The 12,756-nt window shown below is 72.6% G+C and carries 6 protein-coding genes; 4 read left to right on the forward strand and 2 right to left on the reverse strand.

All coding sequences use genetic code 11. The annotated features are described in order from the left end of the window. Nucleotides 1–63 precede the first annotated feature (63 nt). Both ACG2DA_RS17950 and ACG2DA_RS17955 read right to left on the reverse strand, forming a co-directional pair. On the reverse strand, nucleotides 64–1,449 hold the full coding sequence (locus ACG2DA_RS17950; protein ID WP_395257347.1) for a Gfo/Idh/MocA family protein: 1,386 nt from the start codon (nucleotides 1,447–1,449) through the stop codon (nucleotides 64–66). Between the two features lie 121 nt (nucleotides 1,450–1,570). Next, nucleotides 1,571–2,671, reverse strand: coding sequence for a formylglycine-generating enzyme family protein (locus ACG2DA_RS17955; protein ID WP_395257349.1), 1,101 nt, complete (start codon nucleotides 2,669–2,671; stop codon nucleotides 1,571–1,573). Between the two features lie 19 nt (nucleotides 2,672–2,690). Between ACG2DA_RS17955 and ACG2DA_RS17960 the strand changes: the two genes are divergently transcribed. The 4 genes from ACG2DA_RS17960 to ACG2DA_RS17975 all read left to right on the forward strand — a co-directional run bounded on the left by ACG2DA_RS17960 (nucleotide 2,691) and on the right by ACG2DA_RS17975 (nucleotide 12,705). Next, a complete protein-coding gene (locus ACG2DA_RS17960; RefSeq protein WP_395257351.1) occupies nucleotides 2,691–3,725 on the forward strand; it encodes an FAD:protein FMN transferase in 1,035 nt (344 codons plus the stop codon). A gap of 9 nt (nucleotides 3,726–3,734) precedes the next feature. Beyond that, the gene (locus ACG2DA_RS17965) at nucleotides 3,735–6,347 is read left to right on the forward strand and encodes a BatA domain-containing protein (RefSeq protein WP_395257353.1); all 2,613 of its coding nucleotides are present in this window, start codon (nucleotides 3,735–3,737) and stop codon (nucleotides 6,345–6,347) included. Nucleotides 6,348–6,357: 10 nt separating this feature from the next. After that, on the forward strand, nucleotides 6,358–8,715 hold the full coding sequence (locus ACG2DA_RS17970; RefSeq protein ID WP_395257355.1) for a glutamine amidotransferase: 2,358 nt from the start codon (nucleotides 6,358–6,360) through the stop codon (nucleotides 8,713–8,715). Between the two features lie 96 nt (nucleotides 8,716–8,811). After that, a complete protein-coding gene (locus ACG2DA_RS17975) occupies nucleotides 8,812–12,705 on the forward strand; it encodes a hypothetical protein (RefSeq protein ID WP_395257357.1) in 3,894 nt (1,297 codons plus the stop codon). The last annotated feature ends 51 nt before the right edge of the window (nucleotides 12,706–12,756 follow it).

The following is a 12,756-nucleotide window of genomic DNA, read 5'->3' on the forward strand; positions in this document are numbered from 1 at the left end:
TGGCCCGCTGCGGCGCTCAGGGGGCGGACGCCCCCCGAGCGCCTGCGGAGCCGCTCGCCGGGGTTAGCTCAGCACATTGGTGACGCCCGGGGTGGGCACCTCGTAGTAGCCGTTGTCGCCGGGCAAGACCGGCGGCTTGGCGTCCCAAGACAGTTCCTGATCGTACGGGAACAGCTGGCGGCCATTGTTGAGGGCGTCCTCCATCGTCAACTCCTTGCCGGAGTAGCAGGCCATCCGGCCGAGGATCGCCGTCATCGTGGACATGCCGCCGTAGTAGCCCTCGTTGTAGTCGTTGCCTTCCCGCATGGCGGCCTGCAGGTCGATGTGCTCCTGCACGTAGGGGCTCTTGTCGCCGCGGCTGCGGTAGGCCCAGTCGATCTTCTCGCCGTAGGAGCCGTCGTCCTTCTTCTCCAGGTGGAAGATGCGGGTGCGGCCCTGCGTGCTGAGGGTGCCCTTGGTGCCGTGGGCGATCTCGGAAACGCTGTTCCAGCACCCCGGCTGGTGCCGGCCCTCGGAGATCATCTGCGTGCCGTCGGCGAACTCGAACTGGCAGGCGGTGTGATCGAAGATGTTGCCGTACTTCTTATCGGTCCGCACCTCGCGGCCGCCCATGCCGCGGGCGACGACGGGGAAGACCGGCTCGCTGCCGTTCGCCTTGATGCCGGCCCACCAGTTGCCGACGTCCAGGTTGTGGATGTGCTGCTCGCAGATCTGATCGCCGCACAGCCAGCAGTAGTAGTACCAGTTCCGCATCTGGTACTCCATTTCGCCGGAGACCTGATCGCGGTTCTTGCGGGGGTCCCAGACGCCGCCGCTGTTCCAGTACACCTTCATCGCGATGATGTCGCCGATCGCCCCTTCGCGGATTTTGTCCGCGACGGCGAGGTAGCTGCCCTGGTGGTGGCGCTGGAGGCCGACGCCAACCTTCAGGCTCTTCTCCTTGGACTTCTCGACGGCGGCGAGGAACTTCCGCACGCCGGGGGCGTCGGTGGCGACGGGCTTCTCGCAGAAGATGTGGACGCCCTTGTCCACCGCCGCGGAGAAGTGATCCGGCCGGAAGCCCGGCGGCGTGGCGATGATGACGTAGTCGAGGTCGTGCTCCAGGACCTTCTTGTAGCCGTCGAAGCCGACGTGGCGGGCGTCCTCCGGCACGTCAATCTGGTCGCCGAACTGCCGCTTCAGGGCGTCGTGCTTGTTCTTGAGGTGGTCCTCGAAGACGTCGGCCATCGCGACCAGCTTCACCGGCGAGGTGCCGGCCTCGCGGGCGGCGTTGATCGCGTCGCCGACGGCGCCGCTGCCCCGCCCGCCGCAGCCGATCACGCCGACGCGGATCACGTCTTCTTGATGGGCCGCCCGCAGTTTGGCGGCCGGGGCCGCGGCGGCGGTCAGCGACGCGGCGGCGCTGGCGGCGGCGGTCGTTTTCAGAAAGGAACGACGGGGAGTCGACATGCGGGGATTCCGAAGAAAGGGCGAACGGAGCGAGCGTAGCGAGCACGCACCGGCCGTCGCAAATGCGTCGGCCGGTGCGGCGGGTGAGCGGCGGGCGTTCGCCGCCGGTTCGACCGCGGACTCAGTCGTGAATGAAGCCTTCGCGCAGACCCCACTCCGGCACGTCCTCGGGCCGCGGGATCAGTTGCTGGGCGAGCTTCTCCTCCTCGGTCGGCTCGTGCAGCGGACGCACGACGCGGAAGCCGACGAAGATCGCATCGGTGTGCCACCAGATCGACTGCGGAATCTGCGGGTCCTGCATCTTCCAGTCGTTCGTGCTGGGCATCCGGGCCGCGGACCGCAGTTCCTCCGGGTACTGATCCCAGGAACCGCCGCGGACGGTGCGGGGATAGATCGTCTTCGGGATGTTGTACGGGTCCTTGGCGACCTTATCCGCCGGCAGGGAGGCGTAGAAGTTCGGGTCGTACTGGTCGAGGCACCACTCGGCGACGTTGCCGTGCATGTCGTACAGGCCGAATGCGTTCGGCTTCTTCATGCCGACCGGGTGGTAGGTCCAGTCCGCGTTCTCGTCGCTCCAGCCGTACTCGTCGAGCATCTCCGGATCGTCGCCGAAGTGGTAGGCGGTCTGGCTGCCGGCCCGGGCGGCGAACTCCCACTCGGCCTCGGTCGGCAGGCGGTAGAAGTGGCCGGTCTTCTCGGAGAGCCACTTGCAGTACATCTTCGCCGACAGGTGCGTCATGCAGATCGCCGGGAAGCCGTCGTGGCCCATGTCGAACGTCATGTCCGTGTACGCCTTGGTCGGCCGGGTGACGGCGTCGGCCTTGAGGTCGTACTCGCTGGGCTTGATGCCGGCGAGCTTGCGGCGCTGCTCGTCCCGCTTGAGCAGGAAGGTCTCGTATTCGTCCCAGGTCACCTCCTTGGTGGCCATCCAGAACGGGCTGACGGAGACCCGCCGCTGCGGCCCCTCGCCCTCGCCGCGGCCTTCCTCGTCCTCCGGCGAACCGATGGTGAACTCGCCGCCGGGAATCGGAACCATCTTGAAGGTCAGGTCCGTGCCGCCGATCTCCTCGGTGTAGGGCTTCATCTCCTCCGCGGTCGTGGCGTTCTCGCCGGGCTCCGCGGTTTTGGGAGCGTCGGCGACGACCGGCGGGGCGCCGTCGGCCGGCGCTTCCTGGGCGAGCGCCACGCCGCACTGGGAGGCGGCGTAGGATGCGGCAAGCACTCCAACAACGAGCGGACGCATGGGCGGTTTCATTCTGGCGGCAGTCGTGGCGACGGGGTTGATCGAGGAACCGGCGGGCGACACGCCCGCGCCCGAACTGCGTCGGGTGCGCGTGGAACAGGTCCAGATGGGCTCGCCGTTCGTGTTCACATGCTACGCACGGTCCGAAGAGGCCGCAAAGAACGCCTGCCGCGAGGCCGGCCGCCGCGTCAAGGAACTGACCGCCGCCCTCTCCGACTATCACGACGCGAGCGAACTGAACCGTTTATGCGACAATTACGTCGCAGGAGAGCCGGTCCCGGCCTCCGCGGACCTGCGGCGCGTGCTGACCCGGGCGCAGGTGGTCTCGGCGGCGTCCGGGGGGGCGTTCGACGTAACGGTCGGCCCGCTGGTGAAGCGGTGGCGGCGGGTCCGCCGCACCGGCGAACTGCCCCCGCCGGCGGAACTGGCGGCGCTGCGGGACCGCGTCGGCTGGCGGGCCGTCACGGTGAACGACGAGGCCGGCACGGTCACGATCCACCGACCCGGCGTGCAGCTGGATCTCGGCGGGATCGCCAAGGGCTACGCCGCCGACGAGGCCGGCCGCGTGCTGCGGGAGCGTGGCGTGACCCGGTTCCTGATCGACGCCGGCGGCGACCTCCTCGCCGGCGATCCGCCCCCCGGCGAGGCCGGCTGGACGATCGGCCTCCCTGACCCCAACGCCCCCGAGACCGCTCCCACGCAGTTCCTCACGCTCGCCAACGCCGCGGTCGCCACCAGCGGGGACGCCTACAAGTTCACGCTGATCGACGGCGTGCGGTATTCGCACCTCGTCGACCCCCGAACCGGTCTGGGGCTGACGGACCGTTCCACCGTCACCGTCGTCGCGCCGACGGGCATGACGGCGGACGCGTACGCCTCCGCCGTCAGCGTGCTGGGGCCGGAGGCGGGAATCGCTCTGCTGAACCGCACGCCGAACGTCGAGGGCAGAGCGACGAACGAGGCGGGCACGGTCGCCTCGGACGGCTTCCCGGCTTCGCCGTCGCCGATAGGCGGCGCGCGTTCCGCTGACTAAACTCAGGCCGTGTCTCTCCTCCACCCCGGACTGCTCGCCCTGTTGGGCCTCGCCGCGGTGCCGGTGATCCTGCACTTTCTGCTCAAGCCGAAGCCGAAGAAGTTCCCCTTCCCGGCCCTGCGGCTGATCCGGGACCGGAAGAAGTCGAACAGCCGCCGGCTCAAGCTGCGGCACCTCTGGCTCCTTCTGCTGCGGATGCTGGCGATCGTGTTGCTGGTGCTCGCCGTGGTGCGGCCGAGCCTGCCGGCGGCGAACTACAGCTTCACGACGGCGGAGTGGCTCACGCTGGCCGGCGTCGTCGTCGCGGTATTGATCGCGTATCAGGTCCTGCTGGCCCGCTGGCGCTCCCAACAGCGGCGGGGGGAGTTGGCCCGGCACGATCTGCTCTACCGCCGCACGCTCTTGCGCGCCGGCTCGACGGCGGGGGCGTTCCTGCTGGCGGCGTTGCTGGTGCTCTGGCCGTACGGCCGGCGGGTCGCTGCGGAGGTGCGGGCCCCGGTGCAGGCGGTGACGGAGGATCAGCCGGTCGCGGCGGTGTTCCTGTTCGACACCTCCCCCAGCATGGGGCTGATCCGGGCCGGGGAGAACCGCCTGGAAGCGGCCCTCGCCCTCGCCGCGGAGCACGCCGACGGCTTCCCGCCCGGCAGCAAACTGGCGGTAATGACGACCGCCCCCGGCGAGACCCCGCGATTCGCCGCGGACCTGTTCGGGGCGAAGACCCGCATGCAGCAGCTCGAGGTTCGCCCGGTCACCGTGCCGCTGGACGGCCGCCTCGCCGCCGCCGTCGACCTGCACGAGCGCGACCGGGAGCAGGTCGCCGCGGAACTGGGCCTGGGGGAGCCGACCTCCGGCGACGCCGCCGAGGCGGACGCCTTCGTGCGGGCGGTGTACGTCTTCACCGACCTGGCCCGCAGCGCCTGGGGTCCGGGCGGGCGGAGCGAACTGGCGAACACCCTCGCCGCCCGGGAGCGGGTGCAGGCGTTCCTCGTCGACGTCGGCGCGGAGGGGCCGGAGAACGTGGCGGTCGGCGTGCCCCGCCCGTCGCGGCAGAGCGGCCCGATCGGCGGCACGGTCACGGTGCGAGCGCCCGTCTCCCGGGCCCCGCTATTCGCCGACGCGGAGACCGGCGAGGCGGAGGCTCGCGGCCCGCTGCCGATCGAGGTGGAACTGCGCACCGGGGCCGTCGGCGAGGAGCCGGTCGCCCGCGGCCGGCAGACGGTCACGTTGCCGCCGGGCGGGGCGGCGGAGGTGTCGTTCTCCGTGCCGATCGCCGCCGCGGGGGCGGTCGAAGGGGAACTCGTCTTCACCGGCTCCGACCCGCTGGCCTTCGACGACCGCCGCACCTTCACCATTCGGGCCGAGAGCCCGCTGCGGGTCGCGGTGGCCTCGGACCGGCTGTCGGACGCCCGGGCCTTCGGCGAGGCCCTCGCCCCCAGTCTGCTGCCGGAGGACCGCCGCCCGGCCGTCGTCACGCCGGTTCGCACCGCCGATCTGGCGGGGCTTGATACAGGCTCGTTCGACGTGATCTACCTGTTGAACGCCCGGGCCCCGGACGCCGCGGCGATGGCGAAACTCGGGGCGTTTGCCGAAGCCGGCGGGGGGGTGGGCGTCGTGCTGGGCGGCGCGGCGGACGTGCTGGCCTACAACGCCGGCCCGGCGGCGGAGTGGATGCCGGCGGAGTTGATCGGCCCGCTGGGCTTCGGCGTGCCGGAGCGGATGACCGTCGCCGACCCGAACCACCCCGTCTTCGCCCCGTTCGATCCGCTCGGCGGCACCGGGGCGCTGGAGAGCCGGGACGTGCGGCGCTATTTCGTCGTGGAGCCGAAGGCGGACGTCGCCGTGCCCGCCGTCTACACCGACCCGCAGAAGCGGCCGCCGGCGGTGGTGACGCACGGCGTGGAAGCCGGCCGCGTGGCGCTGGTCGCCACCTCCCTGATCGTCGACGACGCCGACTGGAGCGATCTGCCGGACGCGGGGTGGAGCTATCTGGCCTTCGTGAAGTTCCTCACCCGGCACCTCAGCGGGCGGAGCGAACAGCGGTTCAACTTTCTTGCCGCCGATACGCTGGTCGTGCCGGTGTCGAACGCGACCGCCGGCGACGGCGGGGCGGAGGTGCCGGCGGTGCTGCGACGGCCGGACCTGTCGCAGCGCCGGCTGTCCATTCCCGCCGACGCCGACGAGGTCGCCGTGACCGGCGCCGACGCCCCCGGCCAGTACGTGATCGCCCGGGCGCCGGACCCGACCGACCCGAACGGGGGAAACGCCGGCGGACTGCTGAGCGCCTTCAGCGTGAACCTGCCTGAGGCGGAAAGCGACCTGACGGCCATCACCCCGGAAGAACTCGACGCCCGCCTCGGCGAGGGGCGGTACGCCCTCAGCCGCACCGCGGAGGAGCTGGACCTCACCACCGTTCGCGGCCGGCTGGGGGAGGAGATGTTCCCCTATCTGCTCGCCCTGTTGATGGCGGTATTCGCGGGGGAGCTGCTGGTGGGCAACCGCTTCTACGAAAGCGAACAGGGCCCCGCGGCGGGCCTCGGCCTGGGGAGCCGACTGCCTGAACGGGGAGCCGTCGCTTCGGGGCCGGTCCCGGCGACGTCGAACGCCTCCCCGGGCGGCGGCTAGGCTGCGACGGATGACGCTGGCCCTCAACCCCGCCTGGTCCCTCCCGCTGACGCTGCTCTGCGGAGCCGCGCTGGTCGGGCTGGTGCTGTGGACCTACCCGCCGCGGGTCCGGCACCTGTCCCCGGGCGTGCGGCGGACGCTGCTCGGCCTGCGCTTGGCGGCCGCCGTGCTGCTCACCGTCGCCCTGCTCCGCCCGGAGTTGCGGCGGGAGGAAACGGAGACCGAACGCCCCGCGATCTTGGTCCTGGCGGACGTCTCCCGCAGCATGACGATTGCCGACGGCCCCGGCGGGGCGAGCCGGTTCGAATCGATGCGGTCCGTGCTGGCCGCCGCCGCCCCGGCGCTGGCGGAGCTGGGCGAGGACCTGGAGGTGTTCGTCGCCACCTTCGACGCCGCCCGCAACCCCCCGCCGGAGGAGGCCGAGGGCGCGGGGGGCGCCGGCGAGGCGCCGGACCCGCTGTCCGTCCTGCCCGAGGAGCCGAGCGGCGACCGCACCGCACTGGGGGCGGTGCTCGGGGAGTTAGTGCGGTCCGACGCGGATCTCTCCAGCGTGGTGCTGCTCACCGACGCGGCCCAGCGAGCCCTGCCCCCGGACGACGCCGACCCCCGCGCCGCCGGCGCCCTGCTGGCGGAGTCCGGCGTGCGGGTGTACGGCGTCCCGTTCGGCAGCGACGGGGCCGTGACCGCGGGATTCGATCTGTCCGTGGAGGACCTGCGCGTCGACCCGGTCGTCTTCGAGAAAAAGCGGGTGCCGGTCTCCGGCGTAGTGCGGATCGTCGGCGGCGCCGGCCGGGAGTTCACGGTCCGCCTGCTGACCGAATCCCCCCCCGCCCGCGGCCCCGGCGACGAGACGGAACTCGTGCCGGTCGAGCCCTCCGGCGACGCCCGCCCCGTCACCGTCGTGCGGCCGACGCAGGGCGTCGAGGAGATCCCGGTCGAACTCACCTTCGTCCCGCAGACGGCCGGCGAGATGAAGCTCGCCCTCCAGATCGAACCGGTCGAGGGCGAACTGAAGCAGACGAACAACCAACGGGCCACGGTCCTGAGCGTCCGCAAGGGCGGCATTCGCGTGCTGTACTTCGACCGCCTGCGGCCGGAGGTGAACGCCCTGCGGCGGGTCAACCTGTCGAACAAGATTCAGCTCGATTACGTCGAACTGCCGGCGAATCCCAACGCCCTCTCGCCCGGCCTGCGGTTGGAGGCGGCGCTGTTCGAGCCGGGCCGGTACGACGCCTTCATCATCGGCGACGTGGCGGCGGAAGCGTTTCGGGAGGGGAACGACGACTTCCTCGACGACCTCGCCGCCCGGGTGGAGGACGGCGCCGGGCTGATGATGACCGGGGGCCTGAACAGCTTCGGCCCCGGCGGCTGGGGCCGCACGGCGCTGCGGAACGTGTTGCCGGTCGAACTGCCCCGCGGCGGGGCCGTGGACGACTTCGATCCCCGCAACCAGATTGCCGGCGAGGTGCCGATGATCCCCACCCGGCAGGGCGCCCAGAACTACGTGATGCTGCTCGCCGACCCCGCGGAGAACGCCGAGGTGTGGCGGAACCTCCCCCCGCTGGAGGGGGCGAACCGCTTGGAACTGAAACGGAACGTGCCCGCGGACGTGCTGGCCGTCGGTCCGGACGACGTGCCGCTGCTGATCGCCGCCGAATACGGCCGCAGCCGCGTGCTGGCCTTCGCCGGAGACACCACCTGGCTCTGGCCGCTTTCCGGCTTCGAGGCGGAGCACGCCCGATTCTGGCGGCAGGTCGTGCTCTGGCTGACGCGGAAAGAGGAGGACACGGACGGCCCGGTGTTCGTCGTCGCCGAGCCCCGCAACGTCGTGCCCGGCCGCCCGGCCCGGCTGAAGCTCGGCGCCCGCGACGCCGAGGGCGAACCGGTGCCGGACGCCCAGTTCACCGTGGAGGTCACCGCCCCGGACGGCGAGGTCTCCACCCTCTCCCCACGCGTCGCCGGTCCGGCGAACCCGGGCGTGTTTCGGGCCGAGGCCGCTGATACCGACGCCCCCGGGGACTACTGGGTCCGCGTGAGAGCCACGGCGGGTTCCGGGGACGGGGCCGGCACGCTGCTGGGGCCGGACGCCGTCACCCGGTTCGTCGTCGATCCGCGGGACCTCGAACTGGACAACCCCGCCGCCGACCCGGCCCTGCTGGCGGATCTGGCCCGCACGACCGGCGGCAGCGTCGTCCCGCCGGAGGAATTGCCGGCGTTCCTGGCCCGCTGGGCGGAGGAGCCGCCCGCCGCCGCGGAGAGCACCGTCCTCTCCCGCACCCCGCTGTACGACAAGTGGTGGGTCCCGCTGATCTTCGTCGGGCTGATGGGCACGGAGTGGTACCTCCGCAAAAAACGGGGGTTGGTCTGAGCCTGTCGGGGCGAAGGCGCCGGTCGTCGGGAGGATTTGCCCCCCCGCCGCTGAACGGACCGATAAGATAAGCCGTTCCCCCCGGTTGAGAGTCGTATGAGCGCCGACGCCCCGTCCCGGCAGTACCTGACCTTCGATGAGTACATCGAGGCGCAGGTGGAGAAGGCCCGCTCCGGAATCCGCTGGGCGGACCTGCTGACGGCGGCGGTGGGATTGGCGGTGCTCGTGCTGGCGTACCTCAGCGCATTCGTGGTGCTGGACCACTGGGTGATCCCCGGCGGGTTCAGCCCGCTGATGCGCGGTCTGTTGCTGGGGGCCGTCGCCCTGACGGCCGTCGTCTGGCTGACCTTCAAGGTGGTCCGGCCGGCGATGCGCCGCATCAACCGCCTCTACGCCGCCGACCAGATCGAGCGCCACGACCCGACGCTCCGCGGCGGTCTGGTGAACCTGCTCGACGGCCCCGGCGGGGCGAACGGGCAGGTCCGCAGCGCCATGCAGAAGCGGGCCGCCGCCGCCCTCCGCGCCACCGACGTGGACGAGGCCGTCGACCGCCGGTTGCTGGTGCGGTTCTCCACGGCCCTGCTCGTGCTGGTGGTGTTGGCCTGCGGCTACGCCCTGTTCAGCCCGAAGGCGATCGGCGACTCCCTCGCCCGGGCCCTGCTGCCGACGAGCGACATCGCTCCCGTCACCCGCACCCGTCTGCTGCGAGTCGAACCCGGCGACGCCAACGTCCTGGCCGGGGAGATGCTGACCGTCACGGCGGTCGTCGGCGGCGAGATCCCGGAGGAGGTGCTCGTCACCTACACGACCGACGACAACCGGGCCGTCGGGGAGCCGGTCGTGCTGCGGGAGGGCGGCGACGAACTGACCTTCGAAGGCGTGATCGCCGGCCCGGAAGGCCGCGGCCTGACCGGCCCGCTGACCTACACCGTGACCGCCGGCGACGCCGAGGCGGGTCCCTTCCGCGTCACCGTCGCCCCCGCCCCGCACGCGGAGGTGCAGTCCGTGGCGCTGGAGTTCCCGGACTACACCCGCCTCGAAGACTTCACCCAGTCGACCCCCGCCGTCGACGCCGTGGAGGGGACCGTCGCCAGCTTCACCGCCGCCGCCGCCCTTCCGGTGAAACGGGCGATGCTGACCTTCGCCGACGACCCCGCCTTCGACGCCCCGGTCGAGGAGGTGACGATGAAGGTCTCCGAGGACGGCAAAACGCTCACCGGCGCCTGGACGCTCGCCCGTCGCAAGGACGGCAGCGCCCCGTCCTTCTATCGGATCGAAGTGACGGACGCCGAGGGATTCAAGGACCCCCGCCCCACCGTCCACCCGATCGCCGTCCGCCCGGACCAGGCCCCGGAGGTCACGCTGGTGGACCCGGAAACGGACATCGCCCGCCCGGCGAACGCCACCGTGCCGTTGAAGATCTCGGCCCGCGACCCGGACTTCCGCCTCAGCTCCCTCGCCCTGCGGCGGGAGAAGAACGGCGAGCCGACCGCGATGGCGATCCCGCTGTGGGAGGGCTCCGAGCCCGCCGTGGACCTCACCTACGACTGGGACCTCTCCGAGGAGCGGGTCGAGGCCGGCGACGTCCTCACCTACTGGGTTCAGGCCCGCGACAATCGTGAACCGCTGTTCAACGACCGCAACACGCCGAAGCTGACGATCACGATCACGGAGCCGGTCTCCGAGGAACAGGCCGAGCAACAACTCCAGCAGGACCGCGAACGTCAGGCGGAACAGGACCGCCAGAACGAACAGCCGGAGAACGGCGAACGGGGCGAGGAGAACGCGCAGGACGAGCCCGGCGAGGACGACGACGAGCAGGAACAGGAGCCCGGCGACGGCGGGGAAGCGGCCGAAGGCCAGGACGGCGCCGACGGCCAGCCCGGCGACACTGGCGAGGGCGGCGCCGAGGGCGAGGGCCAGATGAGCGACGAGGGCGAGCCCGACGCCGACGGTCAACCCGGCGCGGACGGCGAGCGCGAAGCCGGCGACGACACGCGGACCGGCGACGACCGCCCCGGCGAATCTGGCGAGTCCGCCGGCGAACAGGTCGCCGCGGACGGCACCGAGGACGAAAAAGCCCTCGAGCGAATGCTTGAGCACTTCAACGAGAACAACGAGAGCGAGAACCAGGACGACGGCTCCCCCCGGCCCGAGCAGCAGCCCGGCGAGACCTCCGACGACGGCACGCCTGAGCAGCGGGAACAGCCCGGCGACGCCCCGCAAGCCGGCGAGCCCGGCGAGGGCGGGGAGCGTCCGCAACCGGGCAATGGCCCGCAGGATCGGCAACCGGCCGGCGACTCGAACGCCGAGGGCGAGCCCGGCGAGCCCGGTGAGGACGAGGCCGGCGGCGGCATGCAGCAGGCTGGCGAGCAGGCCGGCGACGATCAGCAGGCCGACCCCGGCGGCGACGCGGCCCCCGACGGCACGCCCGGCGACGACCGCCCCAACGACGCGGGCGCCGGCGCCGACTCGGCCGGGCCGGAGGGCGAGAACCAGACCCCCGGCGAGCCCACCGCCGAGGGCGCCGCCCCGGACGGCCGCGACGCCCCGCCCTCCGAGGAAGGCGCCGCTGACGGGAACACGCCCGCCGATAACCCGAACGCCGGCGAACCGAACGGTGAGCGCGGGGGGAACCGCACTGCCGGCGATCCGGCCGACGCCCCCGACGCCGCGCCCGGCGAGGGCGCAGCCCCCGACGGGACCGAGGCGACCCAGGCCGACGCCGAACGCGGTCAAAACCCCGCCGGCCAGCAGCCGGAGGGCGAACAGCCGGACGGCCAGCAATCGGGAGCCGATCAACAGCCCGGCACCGGCCAGCAGCCCGGGACCGACGACGCCATGCAGGAGCCCGGCGAGGCCCCGGCCGACGGCGGCGCCGACCAGCCCCCCGGCGACGCCCGTCAGCCCGGCGAACCGCAGCCCGGCGAATCGCAGCCCGGCGAACCGCAGCCCGGCGAATCGCAGCCCGGCGAACCGCAGCCCGGCGAGGGCGGCTCTCGGACCGAGCCCGGCGCCGAGGATCCCGAACAGCGCCCCGCCGACGCCCCCCGCGGCGGCGCCGCCGAGGACGGGGAGGCCCCGCAAAACGACATGCCCAACGGCGAACAACCCGGCGGCGAACAGCCCGGAGCCGGCGAACAGCCCGGTGCCGGACAGCAACCCGGCGGCGGCGAACAGCCCGGTGCCGGCGAGCAGCCCAGCGGCGGACAGCAGCCCGGCGGCGGACAGCAGCCCGGCGGCGGACAGCAGCCCGGCGGCGGACAGCGACCCGGCGGCGGACAGCGACCCGGCGGCGGACAGCAACCCGGTGCCGGCGAGCAGCCCGGTGCCGGCGAGCAGCCCGGTGCCGGCGAGCAACAACCCGGCGGCGAACAACAACCCGGCGGCGAACAACAACCCGGCGGCGAACAACCACCCGGTGCGGGCCAGCAGCCGGGCGGCGGTCAGCAGCCGGGCGGCGGCGAGCAGCCCGGGGCCGGGCAGCCCGGGGAGGGCGGCGGGACCGGGAGCGGCGGCAACGGCGGCGGCAGCCGGAGCGGCGGCCCGAACGGGGCCGCCCCGTCCGGCGGTTCCACCGACACGCCCGTTGAGGAGGCGAACCGGGAGTACGCCCGCAAGGCGACCTCGCTCGCCCTCGACAAGCTGCGGGACCAGCTCGACCGCGGCGAGGTCGACCCGGACCTGCTAAAGGAACTCGGCTGGACCGAGGATCAGATGCGGCGGTTCGCCGACCGCATCGGCGACCGCCTCAACGCCCCGGACCGGCCCGCCGACCCGCGGGAGGCCGCCCGGCAGAAGCACTTCGACCGCATCCTCGAAGAACTGGGCAGCCGCCGCCGCAACGCCCGGGCGCTGCGGGAGGGCCCGCAGATCGAGGGCGCCGATCAGGGCGAACTCGGCCCGCGGGACCTGCCGGTGCCGCCGGAGTTCGAGGACCTCTACCAGACCTACCTCCGCAGCATCGGCCGCACCGGCGGCGGCGAGTGAGCCCCGGCGAGCGGGGAGCAACGCCAGCGTCCCGGCCCCTTCAAGGGTCCG

The sequence above is a fragment of the Alienimonas sp. DA493 genome (assembly GCF_043951915.1).
Lineage (GTDB): Bacteria > Planctomycetota > Planctomycetia > Planctomycetales > Planctomycetaceae > Alienimonas.